The organism is Thalassotalea algicola, from assembly GCF_012932965.1.
Lineage (GTDB): Bacteria > Pseudomonadota > Gammaproteobacteria > Enterobacterales > Alteromonadaceae > Thalassotalea_F > Thalassotalea_F algicola.
This window is the reverse complement of record NZ_JABBXH010000001.1, coordinates 477,067-497,132: the sequence shown is the minus strand read 5'-3', so window position 1 is coordinate 497,132 and position 20,066 is coordinate 477,067. Positions and strand designations below refer to the sequence as shown.

23 protein-coding genes are annotated in these 20,066 nt (G+C 39.3%); 7 read left to right on the top strand and 16 right to left on the bottom strand.

Going from position 1 to position 20,066, the window contains the following annotated elements; all coding sequences use genetic code 11:
• Positions 1–4: 4 nt before the first annotated feature.
• The gene (locus HII17_RS02210; RefSeq protein WP_169073680.1) at positions 5–1,510 is read right to left on the bottom strand and encodes a transporter substrate-binding domain-containing protein; all 1,506 of its coding nucleotides are present in this window, start codon (positions 1,508–1,510) and stop codon (positions 5–7) included.
• A gap of 48 nt (positions 1,511–1,558) precedes the next feature.
• A complete protein-coding gene (locus HII17_RS02205; protein ID WP_169073679.1) occupies positions 1,559–3,118 on the bottom strand; it encodes an amidohydrolase family protein in 1,560 nt (519 codons plus the stop codon).
• Positions 3,119–3,266: 148 nt separating this feature from the next.
• Between HII17_RS02205 and HII17_RS02200 the strand changes: the two genes are divergently transcribed.
• Both HII17_RS02200 and ssb read left to right on the top strand, forming a co-directional pair.
• Complete coding sequence (locus HII17_RS02200; protein WP_169073678.1) at positions 3,267–3,668, top strand: acyl-CoA thioesterase; 402 nt, start codon at positions 3,267–3,269, stop codon at positions 3,666–3,668.
• Positions 3,669–3,820: 152 nt separating this feature from the next.
• The gene (gene ssb, locus HII17_RS02195; RefSeq protein ID WP_169073677.1) at positions 3,821–4,540 is read left to right on the top strand and encodes a single-stranded DNA-binding protein; all 720 of its coding nucleotides are present in this window, start codon (positions 3,821–3,823) and stop codon (positions 4,538–4,540) included.
• A gap of 68 nt (positions 4,541–4,608) precedes the next feature.
• On the opposite strand, the gene bfr (HII17_RS02190) is transcribed toward ssb, so the two are convergent.
• The 6 genes from bfr (HII17_RS02190) to HII17_RS02165 all read right to left on the bottom strand — a co-directional run bounded on the left by bfr (HII17_RS02190) (position 4,609) and on the right by HII17_RS02165 (position 8,903).
• The gene (gene bfr, locus HII17_RS02190; RefSeq protein WP_169073676.1) at positions 4,609–5,076 is read right to left on the bottom strand and encodes a bacterioferritin; all 468 of its coding nucleotides are present in this window, start codon (positions 5,074–5,076) and stop codon (positions 4,609–4,611) included.
• Between the two features lie 9 nt (positions 5,077–5,085).
• On the bottom strand, positions 5,086–5,550 hold the full coding sequence (bfr, locus tag HII17_RS02185; protein WP_169073675.1) for a bacterioferritin: 465 nt from the start codon (positions 5,548–5,550) through the stop codon (positions 5,086–5,088).
• A 133-nt stretch (positions 5,551–5,683) separates the two neighbouring features.
• A complete protein-coding gene (locus HII17_RS02180) occupies positions 5,684–5,878 on the bottom strand; it encodes a (2Fe-2S)-binding protein (protein WP_169073674.1) in 195 nt (64 codons plus the stop codon).
• Positions 5,879–6,045: 167 nt separating this feature from the next.
• Entirely contained in the window at positions 6,046–6,237 is a 192-nt protein-coding gene (locus HII17_RS02175; protein ID WP_169073673.1) for a hypothetical protein, read from the bottom strand.
• 184 nt (positions 6,238–6,421) lie between these two features.
• The gene (locus tag HII17_RS02170) at positions 6,422–7,540 is read right to left on the bottom strand and encodes an anhydro-N-acetylmuramic acid kinase (RefSeq protein ID WP_169073672.1); all 1,119 of its coding nucleotides are present in this window, start codon (positions 7,538–7,540) and stop codon (positions 6,422–6,424) included.
• Complete coding sequence (locus HII17_RS02165; protein ID WP_408033872.1) at positions 7,533–8,903, bottom strand: peptidoglycan DD-metalloendopeptidase family protein; 1,371 nt, start codon at positions 8,901–8,903, stop codon at positions 7,533–7,535. Before HII17_RS02165 ends, HII17_RS02170 begins: the two co-directional genes overlap by 8 nt.
• Before the next feature lie 166 nt (positions 8,904–9,069).
• On the opposite strand from HII17_RS02165, the gene tyrS reads away from it, so the two are divergent.
• The 4 genes from tyrS to HII17_RS02145 all read left to right on the top strand — a co-directional run bounded on the left by tyrS (position 9,070) and on the right by HII17_RS02145 (position 11,909).
• Positions 9,070–10,269 (top strand): tyrosine--tRNA ligase, encoded by a 1,200-nt coding sequence (gene tyrS / locus HII17_RS02160; protein ID WP_169073671.1) that lies wholly within the window; start codon positions 9,070–9,072, stop codon positions 10,267–10,269.
• A 139-nt stretch (positions 10,270–10,408) separates the two neighbouring features.
• Positions 10,409–10,960 (top strand): DUF4136 domain-containing protein, encoded by a 552-nt coding sequence (locus HII17_RS02155; RefSeq protein ID WP_169073670.1) that lies wholly within the window; start codon positions 10,409–10,411, stop codon positions 10,958–10,960.
• Positions 10,953–11,435: a hypothetical protein gene (locus HII17_RS02150; RefSeq protein ID WP_169073669.1), complete on the top strand. Its 483-nt coding sequence runs from the start codon at positions 10,953–10,955 to the stop codon at positions 11,433–11,435. Before HII17_RS02155 ends, HII17_RS02150 begins: the two co-directional genes overlap by 8 nt.
• Positions 11,436–11,585: 150 nt before the next feature.
• Positions 11,586–11,909: a ribonuclease E inhibitor RraB gene (locus tag HII17_RS02145; protein WP_169073668.1), complete on the top strand. Its 324-nt coding sequence runs from the start codon at positions 11,586–11,588 to the stop codon at positions 11,907–11,909.
• Here the strand turns inward: HII17_RS02145 and HII17_RS02140 are convergent.
• The 8 genes from HII17_RS02140 to HII17_RS02105 form a co-directional block, all read right to left on the bottom strand.
• On the bottom strand, positions 11,906–12,535 hold the full coding sequence (locus HII17_RS02140) for a trimeric intracellular cation channel family protein (RefSeq protein ID WP_169073667.1): 630 nt from the start codon (positions 12,533–12,535) through the stop codon (positions 11,906–11,908). The two genes, HII17_RS02145 and HII17_RS02140, sit on opposite strands and share 4 nt — an antisense overlap.
• A gap of 25 nt (positions 12,536–12,560) precedes the next feature.
• A complete protein-coding gene (locus HII17_RS02135; RefSeq protein WP_169073666.1) occupies positions 12,561–12,953 on the bottom strand; it encodes a rhodanese-like domain-containing protein in 393 nt (130 codons plus the stop codon).
• A gap of 10 nt (positions 12,954–12,963) precedes the next feature.
• A complete protein-coding gene (locus HII17_RS02130) occupies positions 12,964–13,938 on the bottom strand; it encodes a cobalamin biosynthesis protein CobD/CbiB (protein ID WP_169073665.1) in 975 nt (324 codons plus the stop codon).
• Positions 13,938–14,648: a 5'-methylthioadenosine/S-adenosylhomocysteine nucleosidase gene (gene mtnN / locus HII17_RS02125; protein WP_169073664.1), complete on the bottom strand. Its 711-nt coding sequence runs from the start codon at positions 14,646–14,648 to the stop codon at positions 13,938–13,940. Before mtnN ends, HII17_RS02130 begins: the two co-directional genes overlap by 1 nt.
• A 100-nt stretch (positions 14,649–14,748) precedes the next feature.
• Positions 14,749–15,396, bottom strand: a complete 648-nt coding sequence (locus HII17_RS02120) for a DUF2726 domain-containing protein (protein WP_169073663.1) — start codon at positions 15,394–15,396, stop codon at positions 14,749–14,751.
• Between the two features lie 90 nt (positions 15,397–15,486).
• The gene (locus tag HII17_RS02115; RefSeq protein ID WP_169073662.1) at positions 15,487–16,116 is read right to left on the bottom strand and encodes a dUTP diphosphatase; all 630 of its coding nucleotides are present in this window, start codon (positions 16,114–16,116) and stop codon (positions 15,487–15,489) included.
• Between the two features lie 70 nt (positions 16,117–16,186).
• Positions 16,187–17,068: a prenyltransferase gene (locus HII17_RS02110; protein WP_169073661.1), complete on the bottom strand. Its 882-nt coding sequence runs from the start codon at positions 17,066–17,068 to the stop codon at positions 16,187–16,189.
• Positions 17,069–17,211: 143 nt separating this feature from the next.
• Positions 17,212–19,029 carry a DUF885 domain-containing protein gene (locus HII17_RS02105; protein ID WP_211185221.1) on the bottom strand — a complete coding sequence of 606 codons (1,818 nt, stop codon included), beginning with the start codon at positions 19,027–19,029 and terminating at the stop codon, positions 17,212–17,214.
• A gap of 217 nt (positions 19,030–19,246) precedes the next feature.
• Between HII17_RS02105 and HII17_RS02100 the strand changes: the two genes are divergently transcribed.
• The gene (locus HII17_RS02100) at positions 19,247–20,062 is read left to right on the top strand and encodes a class II aldolase/adducin family protein (protein WP_169073660.1); all 816 of its coding nucleotides are present in this window, start codon (positions 19,247–19,249) and stop codon (positions 20,060–20,062) included.
• Positions 20,063–20,066: the final 4 nt, after the last annotated feature.

Genomic DNA, 20,066 nt, shown 5'->3' with positions numbered 1-20,066 from the left:
GATGCTAAAGGGGCTTAACTAACAATTCCTTAAATTGCACTACCGATTGATTATCCATTGTTGATAGTGTTTCATCAAATAATGCACTTCGATGCTTTTTCTGCTCAAGCAGCAGATTTATCGCTTCAATCATTGCTAAGCCTTTTTCTGATTTGCTACAGGCAATATAGCTATATTGATAGTTACTAACTAGTTTATTTAAGCCAAATGTTGTTAATTGATTTGAAACTTTACTATCAGCAATAATATTTGGTATTAAGCTTGGCCAAACTATCACAGCATCAACCCGCTTATTAAGCAGCAATGGCAATATCTTATTTTGTGGGACATCGGATATTTGGACTAAGTTGTCTAATAAGTCTTGTGAGTAAGATTTTAATAATACTTTTTCTGTATTTCCCCCGTCGATAATAGCAATTCGGTATTGTGGGGCGGGTATTAATAAATGCTCTAGCGAAATAGTATTTACAGATTGATTAGACAATTCTTGTTCAATTTTACTACCTGAGATCGTTAATAGTCTAGGTGCTAAAAATACGTAACTTGGTAAAGAAAAATAAGCAATAAGTTGTCTTTCTTCAGTTTTACTTATATTTAGTGCACATTGGTTATCTTGCGTTTTAAAGTGTTCAAAAATAATACGAGAGCTGTTTACTTGAATATCTAAATCTATATTGGATAATTGCCTATCGATATAACTTGAAAAGTGTATTTCTTGTTCTAACGCTTCAAGTTTTTTTGAATCTTGAGAGTATTTTTTGGGAACCAAGTGCCAATCAATTTGATTATTTTGAGAGGTGTTGAAGAAGTTCGCGTGCAGGTAATCAGCTTCTTTTTCAAAGTATTGTTCAATTTCTTTATCAGCCAGCAACTTTGCCATTGCCGCATCAAACTCATCTGCTAAACGTTGGCCATTTGTACTTGGAAATTGTAAGTACACCTTTTGAGCCGGCGCAATCTCTACACTAGTTAGCGATTGCTCAGGATCTGACAGATGTACGTTATAACTGTATGTGACAAGCGCATCTATGCGTTTGTTGTGAACAAGCTTATTGATATTGGCAATAGAGTCTACCTGATACATTTGCGTGTTATAGGGCAATATATCTAGCGTGGTAAATTCTCTGGTGGTTGCAACTACTTTATGCTCGAGAGAACTTGGCGTCGTATATTCAAATTGCGCCGGATTGTAGAGCAAATGAATTGAGTAACGTGTATCTATATGCTGTTTGGAAAAAACGTCATTTACGCTATTTGTATTTTTTCCAAATGAAATAAATGCATCGGCAAACTCTTCTTGTTTTAGCCGAGCAATTTCACTTGGCAGTGCTGTGGAAAGTTGCAATTTATAGTGTGGCTGATAAATCGCCTTGATAATATTCCAATAAGTCCCAGTGCCATCTGTGTTTATTAGTTGGGGTATTTCAGGTGCAACAATGCGAAGCAATGGCTTATTTGTAGCCCAAGCTATGCTAGGCAATATTATTAAAACTAAAAACCAATTTCGCACTGTTACAACTCACTTATTAACTGTGCATCCATGCATTAAAAGACAATGTTATTTGCTAGTTTCTTTTTGTTTTGCTTTTTCTACCATGCTTCTGACATCCTCTAATAATTCTTTAGCGTTGTAAACTATGCCGTCTTTAATGGTGTAATTAACACCACCTGCGCGAATAGGTTTATTACTGTCGTTTAGCCTAAAGTGACCTGTACCATACAACACTTTAAAATTGCGAAGTGGATTTTCTGCGACTACCACTAAGTCTGCTTTTTTACCAACACGGATAGATCCTATTTCATCTTCTAAGCCTAATGCTTCAGCACCATTGATGGTTGCAGACTGGACCACTTCTAGCGCGTTAAAGCCTGCTTCTCGAAGTAACTCAAGCTCGCGAATATAACCAAAACCATATATTTTGAAGATATAACCAGAGTCTGAACCTGTAGTGACACGTCCACCATGGTTTTTATAATCATTTAAAAAAGCCATCCATTGCTGAAAATTCTTTTTCCATGCAATTTCATCATCAGTTGTCCAATCAAACCAATATGAGCCATGGGCATATCGGCTTGGTTGAAAGAAGTCCCATAGCGTAGGTAAGGTGTATTCTTTATGCCAATCTGCATTCATCTCACGCATTAAATCGCGACTTGCTTCGTAAATTGTCATGGTCGGGTTTAAGGTGAAATCCAATGCTAACAATTCATCTCGAACTTCTAGCCATTTTTTCGTCTCTGGCTTTGCAGCTTGTTGCCATAGGCGGCCAGCTTCGCCAAAGCGATCTTGTTCGTTATTATAATTGTAATCAGGTGAGTAATTTTGAATATGTTGGTGTTCAAATAGTGCTTCAGGTAAACCATACCAATGCTCCATTGTTGTTAAGCCAAGTTTAGCCGAATCAACAACGTTCATATTGGTAACTTCAAGCTGGGCGTGATGCATCATACTTCCTAAGCCCTGTTTTTTGGCTTCGTCTAACGCAGCTTTCATTATCGCTGGTGGGGCACCAAAAAATTTGATGCCCTTAGCGCCTTGCTTTGCAATACTCTTAACCCATTTACGTGCTTGTTTTGGTGTTGTAATTGGTTCTTTTAATCCCATACCAAAGCCTACGTAGGGAATAATCCGCGGTGCAACAATCGTGTTATTATTACTGCGCTCTACATGGTCCATCACCCAATCAACACCATTAAAGCTCCCTGGCTCTCTCACGGTAGTTATGCCATGGCCTAGCCATAGTTTAAACACGTATTCCGCCGGAATATTATCGGCACTCCCGCCTATATGGCCGTGCATATCGATAAAGCCAGGTAAGATGTATTGGCCTTCAACGTTTATTTCTTTATCGCCTTCTTTTGCTTGCGGGCGTTTATGAGCCTTAATTGGAACGCCAGGGTTGCCGACACTTACTATGCGAGTAATGCGATCATTTTCTACAACGATATCAACTGGTCCTTGAGCTGGAGCTCCTTCACCATTAACCATAATACCCCCACGCAAAATTAAACGCTTATATGGGCCTTCGCCACGATCTTTATCTGGCGCTTTGTCTCCCGGTCCTGCAATGCTAGTAGCGGAAAATATTAAGCAAATTAGCAAAAATAGTTGTTTCATTGATGGCTTCTCAAATTATTGTTCTTTCGACACTGTACCTAACTGTAAGTTAAAACAATAGTGAATCGCGACTAATCGCCTAGTAAAAACGATAAACATTGCCATTAATTCAGGTTAGTATTTGTTTTTTATTTGGAATAGCTCGGTTATGTTTTCAGAATCATTTCTTCCTCGCTTTAGTGACACTGATGCACTAGGGCATATCAATAACACTATGGTGCCTATATGGTTTGAAGGTGCCAGGACACCAGTATTTAAAATTTTCACACCAGAGTTGAATTTATCGAGCTGGCCATTGATTTTAGCTAAGATAGATGTCGCGTTTGAAGCCCAGATGTTTTACGGTCATGCGATGGAAGTAAGGACTTACATAGGTCGAGTTGGTGGCTCATCATTTGATGTATTTCAAGAGCTATGGCAGCAAGGTCAGCGTGTTGCATCAGGTACAGCAGTAATGGTTTGCTTTGACTACAACGCACAAAAGTCTGTACCAATCTCTGAATCATTGAGGGAAGAATTAGCTGGGCATTTGTATCCTGGCGATAGCTAAAATTTATCTATTTTCTACTATCGATTCACGTACTAGAGTGATAGAATCGATCAGCTCAAAAGAACAATTTCTCATTTAATTTTCTTCTCTTAATTAAATGATTTGTTAGTCAGTAGCTTAGTGCTACTGCCAACTAAAAATAGGAAACGTAAATGGCCAGTCGTGGTATTAATAAAGTAATTATTGTTGGTAATTTGGGACAAGATCCTGAAGTTCGTTTTATGCCAAACGGCGGCGCTGTAGCTAACTTTACTGTAGCAACTAGTGAAACATGGAAAGATAAGCAATCAGGTGAACAGAAAGAAAAAACTGAATGGCACCGTATTGTAATGTATCAACGCCTTGCAGAAATTGCTGGTGAATACCTAAAGAAAGGTTCAAAAGTTTATTTAGAAGGTCGCCTTCAAACGCGTAAGTGGCAGAACCAACAAGGTGCTGACCAGTACACGACTGAAATTATCGTAAATGATATGCAGATGTTAGACTCACGCGGTCAAGGCCAAGGTGGTTTCCAGCAACAAGGCCAAGGTGGATTTAATCAGTCTTCAGGTCAGCAAGGCGGCTTTAATAAGCCAGCGGCTCAACCAGCACAGCAAGGTGGCTTTAACCAATCGGCGGCTCAGCAAGGTGGCTTTAACCAACAAGCACCAGCGCAGCAAGGTGGCGGATTTAATCAGCCTGCGGCTCAACCAGCACAGCAAGGTGGCTTTAACCAACGAGCTAGTCAGCCTGCTCAATCAGGCGGTTTTAATCAACAAGCTCCAGCTCAACAAGGTGGTGGTTTTAATCAACAAGCACCAGCACAACAAAATGCACCAAAGGTTAATCCACAAGAGCCTACAATTGATTTTGACGATGATATTCCGTTCTAGGAAACGTATAATCTAAAGTAATCAATAGAATTTATTGTATTTAATGATAAGGCGCTTAAAGCGCCTTTTTACATTTGAGATTGTAGGTAATTACTGAGGCCTATCTTATCGATAAGTCCTAACTGTTGCTCTAACCAAAATGCATGGTCAGACTCAGTGTCATTAATTAAAGTTTGTAGCATATCTCTGCTGACATAATCTTGCTCTTTTTCGCATAGCGCCATAACCTCTTTGAGTTTTTGATCAACTGCTAGTTCTACGCGAAGGTCGCTAGCTAGCATTTCAGGAACATCTTTACCGATCATTAAGCCATCCCGTTTGGTCATATCAGGTGTACCTTCTAAAAACAAGATGCGCTCAATAAGTAATGAAGCATGACCTTTTTCATCATCAAACTCATGGTTAATACGTTCGAATAGTTTACTAAACCCCCAATCGTCATACATTCTTGAGTGGATAAAATACTGATCCATAGCAGCTAACTCAAAAGCGAGTAAATTATTTAGTTGTGCAATTATTTCGCTATTACCTTTCATGTTCGCCTCCTAAAGTTGAGCTTGTAAATATTTTTCGAGACCTAGTTGCTCAAGTTGGTATTGTTGAGTTTCAATCCAGTCGATATGCTCTTCTTCACCTTCCAGAATGTCAGATAGCATGTCACGACTTACATAGTCTTGTTGTGATTCACAGAGCGCAATTGCTTGCTGTATGGTTGTACGTTGGGTTAATTGGAAGTGATAATCGCAATTGAGCATCTCTGGTGTTTCTTCACCAATTGATAGTTGCCCAAGCTGTTGCAGGTTAGGTAAACCCTCAAGAAACAAAATACGTTCAATTAACTTATCCGCTTGTTTCATATCTAAAATAGACTTTTTATAACACTTATCGTTTAGTTGTGAAAATCCCCAATTTTTGTAAATTCTAGCGTGCAAAAAATACTGATTAATGGAGGTGAGTTCTGAGGTGAGTACCTTGTTTAGCATAGCTACAATCTCAGTGTTGCTCTTCATGGTAGTGTCCTGTTTAATGAGTTAACAATACCAGTATAGTGAGAATTATTTGAGTTGCAAAAATGTTAACTAACTCAGAGGGTTGTTTAAAATAGGAATGATTTTGAATACGATTTTTATTAACGAAAAATCTTTAGCCAACGTCTTTGAACAGGCTTTCATCAATAATTGTATTGTCGATAACTTGCTGTGTAAGCTTAGCGCATGTACCGCACTGTGAAGCGATATCAAGTTGCTGTTTAAGCTCGCGAATACTGCCTACACCTTGCTCTAATACCATTTGTTTTATTTGCTTGTCTGTAATGCCTTTGCAGATGCAAACGTACATATGAAAACCCCGTTAACGTGAACGCAAGTGATAATAGTTATTATTTAGCTTGTGATCAAGCTAAAAAATGTACGGAAAAGATAAGTCATTGCAAAGTAAAGCAAATTAAATTTTGGAAATAAAAAAGCCTCTACATATAGAGGCTTTTTTATTTAAATATTTTCCTATCAGTAATAGGTGTCCTGTCTATTGTGTGCTTGAGGATCTTCGATAAGTTCCTCAAAGTTTACTTCAAAGCTATTGTTGTTTTCAGTATCCGCCATATATACGGTGCGCGTAGAGCCATCTATCCATGTCACTGTGCCACTTCCTTTTTTACTTCCGCACTTCATTCCAATATGAATATCACTAAACTCCATTGCTCCTCCTATAAATATGTGTTGAGACAAAGGCACAAAACATTAGATTGCTTATTTTATTTTTAGTTCAATAAATCGTCAGTTTCATACCAAATTAGTACAGTAATGTGTCGCTTGTTTTTCTACAGGCGAACTTTCAGTATAGAAGCAAAATTATGAGTTGCGAGTTTTTTTTCAAAGAATGTTAAGGGGTGAAAAGTACACCGAGTGTCGTACTTTTTGCAGCCCCTGTCACTGCTGGTATGTTGCTATGAATATTATTTTTGTAGGCATATGCAAGCCAAGCAAACGCTATTGCCTCTAACGCGTCGCCATCGATTCCCAGTACTTTTGTGCTTGCCACGTTCATATTTGGTAACTCACTACTAAGCACTTTTACTAACGTTTGATTATGTCTTCCACCACCACATAACCATACACTTGCCTTAGGTGTTAACTGCTTAATCTGATGAGCAATAGTGATGGCGGTTAAGGTAGTAAGAGTGGCTTGTATATCAACTGCTTGGTAACTGTGTTGGTTAATAAGCTGTCTTAACCAGTTTAGATTGAATACTTCACGACCCGTGCTTTTGGGAGCTGGCCTTTTAAAATAGGGTTCTTTTAGCATATTAGCTAATAAATCAGGAATTACATTGCCTTTAGCTGCCCATTCACCACTTTCATCATAATTGCCTTGATTATGGAGCGAATACCACTCATCCATTAAGCAATTACCAGGGCCCGTATCAAATCCTTGAATACCGCTTTTTTCTTTTGGTAAATAGCTGATGTTGGCAATACCACCAATATTAACTACGATATTGTCGATTGCATCTTGAGGCACAATAAATTGATGAAATGCAGGGACAAGTGGTGCACCTTGGCCACCTAAGGCCATGTCCTTAATACGAAACTGTCCTATTACTTGAATACCCGTTAAACAGGCGAGCGTTTGGCTACAACCTATTTGCAAAGTAAAAGCTTCAGTTATCTCACTTTCGTTTGAGGCAGGTCGGTGGCGAATAGTTTGGCCATGATTACCAATAGCGATAATGTCATTAGAGTTGAGGCTGTTATTGCTAAGGAGCTGCTCTATAGCATTAGCAAACTTAAAAGCGAGTTTTTTATCAAGAGCGTGTGCTCTATCAATTTCATTATTGCTAGGGCAATAAAGCGAAGTAATTTCGTCAGTTAGTGCTTGCTCATAAGGCACATAGTGGCTGGCAATTAGAGTTGCTTGTTGAGAATGACTAAACTCAACCAATGCTAGGTCAATACCGTCAGCACTGGTACCCGACATTAAACCAATATAATACTTAGCCATTACTAGCGTTTGATTGCATAGCTAATAATGCTTGTTTAGAACCGTTTAATTCTTGTGTACGCTTTTCTGCAATAACTAAGAAGTCTTTTTTATACTTTTTAGCGATAGGTTTCGCGTCTGGTAGCTTCACTGTTCTTGGATTACGATGAGTTCCGTTTACTAAAAATTCGTAATGAAGGTGTGGCGCTTGAGACATACCCGTAGAGCCAACGTAGCCGATAACTTGACCTTGTTTAACTCGTTGGCCTTTTTTCACTGCGCGTTTAGAAAAATGTAGGTACTTAGTGATAATACCATCACCGTGTTGAATAAATACGTAGTTACCATTGTATTTATTATAGGTTGAGTGTGTAACTTTACCGTTGCCTGCCGCCACTACTGGTGTACCTTTAGCTGCGCGATAGTCTGTGCCATTATGGGCTTTCCAGCGTTTTTGAATCGGATGGAAGCGTCTAGGTTTGAAATTAGAGCTGATATATTTGAAGTTTACAGGAGCGCGTAAAAAGGCTTTACGCATACTCTTGCCATCTGGCGTGTAATAGTCGCCGTCGGTAAAACGAATTGCTTTAAACTCTTCATCTTGGTTAACGAATTCGGCAGCGAGAATTTTACCAGAACCGATATATTCGCCATCTACATATCGGTTTTCATATACCACATGAAAACTATCGCCTTTACGAATATCTAATGCAAAATCGATGTCCCAACCGAAAATATTAGCTAATGAAATAATTTGGTTGTCGTCTAATCCTGCACTAATGCCTGCATTCCAAAAGCTTGAGTTAATTACACCGTGAGCAAATGTTTCACGAGTCTCTACGGTTTTTTCGTCAATATGGGAATAATAGCCTTCATCTGTTAGTTCGACATGTAAGGTTTTTATACGACTCAATGGGTATTCAAGAGCAGCCAATTTACCTTCGTTATTTTTAGCAACACGAATTATGTCACCTACTTTGATTTTCTTTAATTGCTTCGCTGCTTTATCAACTTCATAAGTTGTTCGTGCGTTAAAGCCTAAGCGTTTAAATATTTTTGCGAGCGAATCGCCTTTTCTTATTTTTGCATTTTGCCAATTATATGCTGGCTTTTCGGGTAATTGAGCTTCAATCTCTTGTGCGATTTCAATTGCAGGTTGAATGGTTAATTCATTTATTTGATCTTGAGGGCCACTTTCAATAACCGTTAGATCTTTATCGGTGACTTGATATCTTTTGCCAATTTCCAAAGGCTGATTTTGCTTGCTTGCGGTAGCTTTTTCAGAGGGCAGCAACAAGGCTAACAGCAATAAACCAGATAATGCGCTAATAACGATCTGGTGCTGCTTAGGTAAAGCTAAATATAAATGTTTAATATTTTTTATATTTTTCAAAGGGATACTGCTCGAACTACAAATCTACGACAACTTTAATAATTTCACTATAACAAAAAAATTGCTCAGAAACAGTAAGAGGGTTTTATCCAACCCTTAAATTACAGTAGAATCGGCGTCTTATTTGAAGAATGTTGACCGATTTGGAGCTCGTTACATGACTGATGTCAGCCATGCGTTTGCAGAAATAAAACGTGGTGCAGAAGAAATCTTGCTGGAAGATGAATTACTTGAAAAGCTAAAGCAAGGCAAGCCGTTAAAAATTAAAGCTGGTTTTGATCCTACGGCTCCAGATTTACATTTAGGTCACACCGTTCTTATTAACAAGTTGCGCCAATTTCAACAATTAGGTCATGAAGTTATTTTCTTAATTGGTGACTTCACTGGCCTCATTGGTGATCCAACTGGTAAAAATGTTACTCGCAAGCCCTTATCGAAAGAAGATGTACTTGCTAATGCTGAAACTTATAAAGAGCAAGTGTTTAAGATTCTTGATCCAGAAAAAACACGAGTTGAGTTTAATTCAACTTGGATGGATAAATTAGGCGCTGCGGGCATGTTAAAGCTAGCCGCTCGTCAAACAGTTGCACGTATGATGGAGCGTGATGATTTTAAAAAGCGTTATGCTAACGGTCAGGCAATTGCAATTCATGAATTTATGTACCCTTTAGTGCAAGGTTGGGACTCGGTTGCATTGGAGTCAGATGTTGAGTTAGGTGGTACTGATCAGAAGTTTAACTTACTAATGGGGCGAGAGCTTCAAAAGTCCGAAGGACAAAGACCACAAACTGTATTAATGATGCCATTACTGGAAGGTTTAGACGGGGTTCAGAAAATGTCTAAATCGTTAGGAAACTACATTGGCATTACAGACGCTCCATCAGAAATGTTTGGCAAAATCATGTCGATTTCTGATGATTTAATGTGGCGCTATTATGATTTATTAAGTTTCCGCCCGTTAGATGAAATTGAGCAATTTAAGCAACAAATAGCTGATGGTGCTAACCCTCGTGACATCAAAATTGAATTAGCCAAAGAGATCATTGCAAGGTTTCATGATAACGCTGCGGCAGATGCCGCTCATCAAGAATTTATCAACCGCTTCCAAAAAGGGGCGATGCCAGATGAAATGCCAGAGCATACTATTGCCACAACTGATGGCGTAATTGCTATTGCTAATTTGTTAAAAGAAGCTGGCTTAGTCGCTAGTACGTCGGAAGCTATGCGCATGATTAAGCAAGGTGCCGCGAAAATTGAAGGTGAAAAAATTACCGATAACAAGCTACAGGTGTCTGCGGGCACCACAGCAGTTTATCAGGTTGGTAAACGTAAGTTCGCCCGAGTAATTACTGCTTAAGCAAAACGTTTTTAGAATGAATAAAGCCAGCACTTGTGTTGGCTTTTTGCTTTTCGGCCTTGTAATTTTTAGTATGCTCGGTAGGCTAGTAGCAGTTTTTTTACCGAATTATAATTAACACATGCGAAATAGCTTGGTAGTGCTACTTTTAACTATACTGCTTTGTAGTTGTAGCTCAACTAAAACAGCGGCGATTAAATATCAGCCTATATTTGATTTTTCAGCGCTGAAAAGTTATGGGCTTTATCAACGAGAACATAAGTTCTCTGATTGGCAACCGCTTAGCGACGGCATGCGCAACAGTATCGAATTAGCGATAGAAAAGTCTATGGATAGCCAAGGTTATTTGCTGAAAGATTCATCCCAAGCCGATGTCGTGGTTACCTATTATTTAGTAAAACAAAATAACCATACCTTTATTCAATACAATAATGGCGTGAATTATTGTTCGTATTGTTTAGTGCATTCTGAGAAGGGTAGTAGGAAAGAGCGGCTTATGATTTATCCCGGTAGCCTGATCATCGATATTGTAAAACCTAAAAGTCGTCGTAGTATTTGGCGAGCAACCTACCCACTCAAAATTAAAGATAAAGACAATAGTTTAGATATTAATACTAAGATTTCGTCGGCAGTGGATTCGATGTTACAACAGTTAACTATAATGAAACAAGCTCAGGGTAAGCGTGCTTAAAGCATTGGTTAAATGGTTATTAATTTCGCTGCTTGTCATCGTTGCACTGGCAGCAATATTACTAGGCTTAGGCTATTTGCTGAATGAAAACGAAAAAAATACCAAAGCATTGGTTGCGCAAATAGAGCAAGAAAAACAAGCTAATAAACAAACACTACCGAAACCAGTCGTTTCACCGTCACCTACTCACCTAAAAACGGAAGCCCATAATAAACAACTTGAGACAGCTCTTGCTCAATTGAACAAGATAGAGCGAGTGAAATCCTTGATTGTTGATAATTTAGTTTGTAAAGATGTCAGCCAATGTAAGTTCGTTGATACTGGTCAAGTTGATTTGGGTTGTGTTATCGCGGTTAATTCAATCGGAAAAAGCCTGCTTTTAAAGGAGCAGTTTGGTCAGCGTATGATCGAGTGCGAAGAGCGGATAAGTGACTTGTCATTAACCTGTCATCATAATATTTGCTCGATCGAATAGCAGCTATATAGATGCGCTATCAGGCATATTTCATTTACAATTAAATCGATATCTTGGCTTTTCTCATTCAATTCGAAGGTTAAGTAATGCATCTTGTTGCGCTCGGCTTTATAATGCACTTCATTAAATTGCTTCAAATATTTAAAAACTATGACTTTTCCAAACGACGATACGGGTAACGTGCTTGCTGAAATGCAGGAAGCTGGCATTGATTTGAATGATATGCACGATGTAGTATTTTTTCAATTATTTGAGCAAGAAGCACAGGCTCAGCAACTTGTCGATCATTTAAAGACTGCAGCACCCGAAATGAAAGTAGTAATTCATCCTGACGAGACACCAAATGTCTGGGATGTTGATTGCACCGTAAAAATGGTACCTAGTTATGATGGTATTGTTGCTCAAGAAGCAGAATTTGAACAGCTTGCCACAACGTTTAAAGGATACAATGACGGCTGGGGTATAGAAGCTTAAGGTTTACTTTCTTTTTCAACAATTTGAAATGCTGGAAGGGAGACTTGCCAATAAATTGCAGCTAGTCTAAGTATTAGCGCGCCTGCTACGGCAAATATAATTGCCAACGTATCGCTAACTTGCCAGGCGATTAATATTGCGTACAAACCGCTGCCTAACATAGCTGCTGTCGCGTATATTTCTTGCCTTAAGATCATAGGTATTACGTTGCAAAGCACGTCGCGTATCATGCCTCCAGCAACCGCTGTGATTGTACCTAATACTATTGCCGCTGAAATCGGCGCACCAAGGCCTAAAGCTTTTTCCGTACCAACCACCGCAAATAATGCTAAACCAAACGCATCGGCAATCAGTAAAAAACGCTTAGGAATTCTTTTAGGGCGACGAATAAAAGCGATAGTTAATACCGCAGTTACACAGATTACCCAAAGGTAATAGGTTTTTTCGACCCAAAATACAGGGGTATTGAGAATAATATCGCGAATGGTGCCACCACCAACGGCAGTAACAGCGGCAAGCACTACGACACCAAAAGGATCTAATTGATACCGTCCAGCCATTAACGCCCCTGAAAGCGCAAAAACGATAATGCCAAAAATATCGAGCCAGAATAAAAGATCGGTCATTTGTTATCTTCTCAATACCTTAAATCTATTTAACTAACGGTAACTCACTTGCTTGCCAGCCTTTCATGTCGCCATCTAAATGCCAAACATTAGTAAAACCTTTATCTCGTAGTATTTGCTCAGCAATACCGGCGCGACGACCTGAACGGCAATAGACAATTACTAACTGATCTTTATCGTTTGGTAGCATTGAAAGTTTATCTGTTAAAGCGTCATGACTAACATTGATAGCTGACTTTACATGGCCCTCAGAAAACTCTTTGTCGCTGCGAACATCAAGTAAGGTATATGTTTCAGCTTTGGGTGCATTAATAAGGCTCAGAACTTGCTCTTGAGAAACAGTAGGGCGATCTGCATATGCTGAAAGGCTTAATATGGTCAAGATAACGATAAATATTGTTTTAAATAAAGAGGTCATTGTTATTTACCTATAGTGTTGTTTGATTAGAAATTGCCCACCACAATGCGCAGCAGGCAGTGAGAATTATTACGGCAAAAAAATTGATCCGGTCAATGAATTGATAACCTCGCACTATATCTTGCAATTCAGGAGGTCGACCGGTTGGATTATATTCAGTTCTTCTTAATTTATTACCGTCATAAATGGCGACACCACATAGCTTGATATTAAGTGCGATGGCAAAGAATTGGAGCAATACGCCATTATTTAAGCTAAAAAAGTGGGGCATTGAAAGTCGCCACAGTAAGGTGGATTGCTGGCCAAAGGATAATACTAACCCCGAAAGTAAAAAAAGTCTTGCAGGCAACCATGCCGTCAGCTGAACAAGTAAGTTAGCAAACTGACCAAAGAAACGCATAGCGCTGCGTTTTTGATTCCAAGCATAATGCATTTCTAACAGCATTCTAAAACTAATGGCCACAAGAGCGTCAAAACAAATGAATAGAAGAATTGTTGTTATGGTTTGCTGTAAGTGCTTCAATACCAGCATTTCAATGCTCGCTTTTGCAATACCCATAGGAGAAAGTTGTTTTGTGTCTCTTAACACTAAAGGTTGAAGTAATTGTTTTGCGCGATAATTATTGCTGGCTGAAATGGCTTTAATGATTTGGGTTAAGTCACGTTTTATCGACAGTGTTCCCAGTGCCATATAGAGTAAAAACCCTTGCCAAAGCCAAGCAACTTCAACAAAGTCGCCAAAAAGCCAGAGGATTATCCAAAGCGGTGAAAACGTAACAATAACCGCGACAAATCCTGAAATCTGTTGTTGTTGTTCGCCATTCTCAGCCTTATTTACTTTTAAGGCGAGTTGTTGACAAAAAAACGAAAAAAAACGCCATGGATTGTGTGGAGCAACTGATTGTAGAAGGTATTTACTCAGCAATACCAAGACCAGCAAAATAATGCTGTGCAACTGCTCTGGTATTGCTGAGATAAAATTCATTAGCTGAGTGTTTTACCTGCTAATGTATCAATCATGTGAGTCACTAATTTTGAAGAATTTATTGAGGCTGTTTCCAAATATGCTTCAAAAGATGTCGGGGATTCTTTGCCTGCAATATCAGACATAGAACGAATAACAACAAACGGTACATTAAACTGATGGCAAGTTTGAGCGATTGCAGCCCCTTCCATTTCAACAGCGGCCATTGTTGGGAAATTAGCACGAGCTTTTGCGATGTCATCGTCTGCTGTCATAAATGTATCACCCGTTGTGATCAGACCTACTAGGGTATTAATATTTTCGAGTTTATTTATGCCTTCCTTAGCTGCATCAACCAATACAGGGTGTGGAACATAAGCTGCAGGGTTAGCCGGAAGTTGGCCAATTTCATAACCAAAAGCGGTTACATTGACATCGTGATAGCGTACTTCAGAGCTAATAACAATATCGCCAACTTTTAGTGATTGTTCAAAACCACCAGCTGAGCCAGTATTTACAATGTAATCAGGTGAAAATTTATCAATTAACAATACAGTAGCTAAAGCGGCTGCCACTTTACCTATACCAGACTGAACAATAACAACGTCACTGCCATTTAATTGGCCTTGATGGAATTCAAAACCACCAAAAGTTGAAGAAGAAGAGTTTTCAAGCGCTGCTTTTAAAATAGCAACTTCTGGTTCCATTGCACCAATAATGCCTGCTTTCATTTTTTTTCCTAACTAAAACAATTAGCAAGATTATAAAGCGATATTGGAATAAAGTCTGCTAAAGGTAAATACAATTTACCTTTAGCGATAAAAATAGTATTTAGTGAGGAAGAGCTGCCATTGAAGGAGCTGATAACTGTGGTTGTTGCTCTGCCACCTCTTTTGCTGCAGTGGCGGTAATAGCCCCAGTATTTTTTGGACGAGCTTTGACAAGTGGTGCAGGAATAACGCGACCTTTTACTTTAGGGAGTGACTTCTGATTTACCCCTAAAATTTTACTGCCTAAACAGGCGCGAATTTCTTCAACACTATAATTTGGTTTCACTTTTACCCTTACATGTGGAATAGAAGCCGCTTCTAAGGCGCCACTTACAAACCAATCTTTCTTAACCTTGTAGCCACGACCTTTAGTATCAACTAAGTCAACTGCGCCAAGCAATTTCATGTTGTCGCGCTGACAAATAACAAAGTCGAGATATTTGTTGTTAGCGTTATTTAATGCTGACTGCATTGCTTTTTTAGATACGCCTTTACGAATATCAACAATGTCCGCTAATGAAACGCGGTTTAATACTCGAAATTCAGGGCCTAAGGCTTTTTCAACTAGGCTGATGAAGTTCTTTTCTGCAGGCGTATAAATAGCTTGTTTGCTATCAAACGGGAAGGGAAAACTATTGTCGGTTAGACGACTTGCTAACATAGCAACAATAGCAATTAAGCTGATTAAAGCAAATAAGATAAGCTCCATAAACATCTCCAGCAATTCAATTTCTTGACGGTTAACTTGTTATAACCAGTTAAAGCAGAAAGTGTGCCAGAGATATCTACAGTAATTAATTTAGCCTGGGTAGCTATTTTTTAAGGCTTGATAAACTTGTTGTTGGAAGTCTTGTGCGCTGCTATCAAGTTGGGTAACGGCTTCAGCCAGCACTTCATTGTCTTCTTTTCCATTCCACACTTTAACGTAACTACCGTCTTTATAGCCATGATCTTGGCGGAAGAAGTTAAGCGTGTTTTTTCCTACGTACTGGCGAAATAGTTCGTCTAAATCCATATTCATTAGACGCATACAATCAGCAAACGCCGGACCGTTAAATGCTTTTTCGGTAACCGCTGAAGATGCAAGACTCTCAAGAGCGATTTTAAAGTCAGATTCATTACTTGTTTCGGTTATCTCTTTGGCCAAATCAGCAGTAATTGCTTCGACACTCGCCCCTGTCATAAGGCGTAAACTTAAGCCAAAATGAAAGATATCTACTAATTCTAGTTGTACTTGTGGCACATCAATTTCTTGATGTTTCCACCATTTCCAGCCGTGGTGATCTAGCATTTCAGCACACTCGACCCAAATCGCGCGATACCATTCGTAACCATTATCTCGCCAAGTTTCACTGACACGTGAATTCATCGCGTCTTGCATTGATAGCATTTGGTTAATTTGTTGTTGGGCAATTGATAATGTGCTCATTTAGCTCTCTAATATTATCGTTAAAACTAAAAGCCTATAGTGTGCCTAAGCGCAGCGGGCAAGGCAATATTTATAGCAGACTAATAGCTAAAAATAACGGCGTTAATAAACTACAGGCGACATTGGCAGCTAAGTACTTAGGTTGTTGGCCAATACCAAATTTTTCTTTTAATGCACCTATACAAGCAAATACCGCAAATGGTAGCCCCACCATCGCGAGGTACGACAATAGAGGAAGTATTTGCATCGATATCAACAGCGATAGCAAAATAAATGGAATGATGGCAAATAGCAGGTAAATAACATTACTAAAATTAGGACCATACCTAATGGGCAGCGTATTTCTGCCGTTTGCGTTATCAGCTTCAACGTCGGGGTATTGATTTAACAGTAATAAGTTGTTGATTTGCAGAAATGGAATTAGCCCAATTAACCAAATATCGATTGATAACTCTCGGGTTAACGTTAGATAACTGCCGATAATCATGATGGTTGAAAAACCGATGCCTGGAGCGACAAGGCACAGTAGTGGCACTTTATTTAACCACTGGGTGTAGCTTATTACGATGAGTAAACCTATTAAGCCAAAGGGGATTATTGCTAAGGTAGTGGCAAACGCTAGGTATAGCCCAAGAATGGCGATAATCACCACGCTGCTTACGCCAATTGCTAAAGTCGCACTGGCTAAGTCAGGTCTAGCGGGTAAAGTGCCGCTACCACCACTAAAAGGTGTTTTATCGGTAGTTAAATCTAAGCCGCTTTTAAAATCATAATATTCATTTAGCGTATTTACCGCTATATGGGCTAAAAGTGCAGTAACAAGCATGATTAAAAGAGGTATTAGGCTAACGTGAAAGCCCTTAAAGTTCGCTAACGCAGCAGCTAGAAATAAACAGATAGGCGTTAGTACTAAAAAGGAAGGCCTAAATGTTTGAATTAATGAAAATGTCATATTTATTACCGATGTTTGTGCTCTATTGTGCGCTAATTTAGAATTCAAACTCTTAAAGTAGAATAATTTTATTAAATGAACAATGCAGAGAAAAAGAAAAGGCCGGAGTAAAACCGGCCTTTAAGTAAACGATTGAAAAGTAATTATGTACTTTCGATATATTGCTCAACTAAGCGCTCTAGAATATCGAGTGGTACGGCACCGTTTTTCAGTACAACATCATGGAAGTCTCGTAAATCAAAACGATCACCTAAGACGGATTTAGCACGTTCTCTAAGTTCCAAAATTTTCATCATACCAACTTTATATGCTGTCGCTTGCCCTGGCATAACGATATAACGCTCTATCTCTGAAACTACATCACTTTGCGCCATGCCTGTGTTTGCCTTCATATAATCAATCGCTTGTTCACGTGTCCAGCGTTTAGCGTGAATACCGGTATCAACGACAAGGCGAACAGCTCTAAATAGCTCGGCTTGCAATCGACCTATGTTATCAAATGGATCTTCTTGAAAACCTAACTCCCAAGCTAACCTTTCGGTATAGAGTGCCCAACCTTCGGTGTATGCCGTAAATGGTGAAATACGACGAATGAACGGCATGCCTTCCAGCTCCATTGAAATGGCAATCTGGAAGTGGTGCCCTGGAATACCCTCGTGATACGCTAATGTGCGCATGCTATAAGTAGGTGTTGCTTTGATATCGTATAAATTAGCAAAGAAACGACCTGGTCGACTGCCATCAATGGCCGGCTGTTGATAGTAGGCACCTGGTGATGTTTTTTCTTTAAATTCAGGAATACGCACTACTTCCATGCCAGCTTTTGGGCGGATACGGAATGCATTATCTAAATTAGCATCAATTTCATCTAAGATTTTTTGATAATCTTTTAAAATCTGAGCTCGACCTTCGTCACTGTCCTCATAGTAAAAGCGCTCATCTGCTGCTAATGCCTCAATGGCAACACTAAAGCCCTGGGCTGTGTCGTAACCTTGTTCAGTTAGAATGGTAAGAATTTCAGTTTGAATACGATCTACTTCGCTAAGGCCGATATTATGAATCTCATCAGCTGTGTAATCGGTAGTGGTGAAAAACCTTAAGGCTGACTCATAGGCTTTATCACCATTAGGTAAGTGCCAGAAGCCATCGTCGGTGTCTGCTTTTTCTTTGACACGATCAAAATATTCAATCAGTAATTCATATGCCGGGTAAACATAACCTGTAATATTGCTCTCGGCACTGGCAAGTAAACGTGCCTTATCGTTTGAAGTAACTTCTTTGGCATCGTTTAATTTCGTTTGTAATGAAGTATATAGAATATTTTCTTTCGCTGGCGTATTGATGAATCCATTCATTTCATCTAAAACACGGTCTATCACGAAGCGAGGGGGGAGAATGCCATTTTCGGCTCTCAGCTGAATACCTGCTAAGTTTTGAGCAAACTTAACACGAACCGCTTCAAGGCGAGCTAAGTAATTCTCAGCATCTTCAACTGTATGAACTTGGTGTTGAGCTTCCATAAAACTAGGGTAACCATTTTGTACACCAAACAGTTGGTTAACCGGATAATTGTGATATCTGAACTCTTCTGCTTGCTCGCCAAACTCTAATAAATACAGGGTAATTTCTTTAGATAAACGCTCTTTTTCTGAAAGGCTAGCATCGTCATAGCTCAGTAATACTTCTTTAATTTCAGGGATTTTTTCAAATAACTCGTCGGCCTTTTCTGGGCTGTCGTCATCAAGTTTTGCGTTGTGACCTTTAATACCTACAGACTCTAGAAAACCAAGCGAAGTTAAAGTTTCAGGGCTTTCAAAAGCGAACTGAATTAATGTGCGATCGAGAAATACCCGGAACAGGAAAGGTTTCTGTGCTTTCCATTCATGAGCTGCAAATGCGCCACCAAGTAGCACAATGATCAGCAAGCCTAAAAAAAGTCGCTTAAAGAAGGTTTTAATCATAATAAACTCTTATTGTTGTTTGTGATTTTATAATAAGCACATCCTATTTAGCCTAGCATTTTTCAATTTAATAAAACAGTTAGCTACTAGTTAATAAGAGGGAGACTCTAGTATGCATTATATTTATGAGTGCCCATTAATACGTATCATTGGTAATTGCACACCTGCTCACTACTATCGAGTAATAAGATCAGCAAATGAAATTTGAGGACGGCAAATGACCGAATTAACCAAACCTGATGATGTGAGTATTGAAAGTATGACACGTGGCAGCGATAAGTTCGCTGTGCCACAAGCGCCAAGCTTTGAAGATAAACACCAACAACGCCAATATGACAAACAACGATTAGCATCGGCTTTCCGAGTCTTTGCGATGAAAGGCTTTGACGAAGGCCTTGCAGGGCACATTACCGTGCGTGATGCGGTTGAACCGGAGACATTTTGGGTAAACCCGGTTGGTGTTCATTTTTCACAGATCAATGCCTCTATGCTAGTGCGAGTGGCTCATAGCGGTGAAATCATTGAAGGTAACCATGCAATTAACAATGCCGCTTTTGCTATTCATTCACGTATTCATCAAGCAAGACCTGACGTCAACGCTGTGGCACATGCTCATACCACTTATGGAAGAGCGTTTTCTGCATTAGGCCAGGCGTTAGCACCGATTTCTCAAGATGCTTGTATGTTCTATCAAAACCATAGCGTGTTTAGTGAATTTACCGGAGTGGTTTCCGTGGCAGAAGAAGGGGATTTAATTGCTCAATCATTGGCTGATAATTGTGGGGTGATTTTGCAAAACCATGGCTTACTTACGGTTGGCAAAACCGTTGATGCAGCAACAGCAAATTTCGTGATCATGGATAGCTGTTGTCACAGCCAATTATTGGCGCAAAGTGCAGGCGAACTAAAATTAATTCCTGAACCCATAGCCAAGCAAACTCAAAAGTTTAATGGTTCAGATATTGTGACATGGGGAAACTATCAACCTATGTATGCGCAGGTACTGTCGAGTGATAATAGCTTCTTAGATTAACAAA

Excerpts from the sequence above, each read along its gene's own strand:
- HII17_RS02205 (WP_169073679.1), bottom strand. The coding sequence starts at position 3,118 with ATGAAACAACTATTTTTGCTAATTTGCTTAATATTTTCCGCTACTAGC.
- HII17_RS02200 (WP_169073678.1), top strand. The coding sequence starts at position 3,267 with ATGTTTTCAGAATCATTTCTTCCTCGCTTTAGTGACACTGATGCACTA.
- ssb (WP_169073677.1), top strand. The coding sequence starts at position 3,821 with ATGGCCAGTCGTGGTATTAATAAAGTAATTATTGTTGGTAATTTGGGA.
- bfr (WP_169073676.1), bottom strand. The coding sequence starts at position 5,076 with ATGAAAGGTAATAGCGAAATAATTGCACAACTAAATAATTTACTCGCT.
- bfr (WP_169073675.1), bottom strand. The coding sequence starts at position 5,550 with ATGAAGAGCAACACTGAGATTGTAGCTATGCTAAACAAGGTACTCACC.
- HII17_RS02180 (WP_169073674.1), bottom strand. The coding sequence starts at position 5,878 with ATGTACGTTTGCATCTGCAAAGGCATTACAGACAAGCAAATAAAACAA.
- HII17_RS02175 (WP_169073673.1), bottom strand. The coding sequence starts at position 6,237 with ATGGAGTTTAGTGATATTCATATTGGAATGAAGTGCGGAAGTAAAAAA.
- HII17_RS02170 (WP_169073672.1), bottom strand. The coding sequence starts at position 7,540 with ATGGCTAAGTATTATATTGGTTTAATGTCGGGTACCAGTGCTGACGGT.
- tyrS (WP_169073671.1), top strand. The coding sequence starts at position 9,070 with ATGACTGATGTCAGCCATGCGTTTGCAGAAATAAAACGTGGTGCAGAA.
- HII17_RS02145 (WP_169073668.1), top strand. The coding sequence starts at position 11,586 with ATGACTTTTCCAAACGACGATACGGGTAACGTGCTTGCTGAAATGCAG.
- HII17_RS02140 (WP_169073667.1), bottom strand. The coding sequence starts at position 12,535 with ATGACCGATCTTTTATTCTGGCTCGATATTTTTGGCATTATCGTTTTT.
- HII17_RS02135 (WP_169073666.1), bottom strand. The coding sequence starts at position 12,953 with ATGACCTCTTTATTTAAAACAATATTTATCGTTATCTTGACCATATTA.
- HII17_RS02130 (WP_169073665.1), bottom strand. The coding sequence starts at position 13,938 with ATGAATTTTATCTCAGCAATACCAGAGCAGTTGCACAGCATTATTTTG.
- mtnN (WP_169073664.1), bottom strand. The coding sequence starts at position 14,648 with ATGAAAGCAGGCATTATTGGTGCAATGGAACCAGAAGTTGCTATTTTA.
- HII17_RS02120 (WP_169073663.1), bottom strand. The coding sequence starts at position 15,396 with ATGGAGCTTATCTTATTTGCTTTAATCAGCTTAATTGCTATTGTTGCT.
- HII17_RS02115 (WP_169073662.1), bottom strand. The coding sequence starts at position 16,116 with ATGAGCACATTATCAATTGCCCAACAACAAATTAACCAAATGCTATCA.
- HII17_RS02110 (WP_169073661.1), bottom strand. The coding sequence starts at position 17,068 with ATGACATTTTCATTAATTCAAACATTTAGGCCTTCCTTTTTAGTACTA.
- HII17_RS02105 (WP_211185221.1), bottom strand. The coding sequence starts at position 19,029 with ATGATTAAAACCTTCTTTAAGCGACTTTTTTTAGGCTTGCTGATCATT.
- HII17_RS02100 (WP_169073660.1), top strand. The coding sequence starts at position 19,247 with ATGACCGAATTAACCAAACCTGATGATGTGAGTATTGAAAGTATGACA.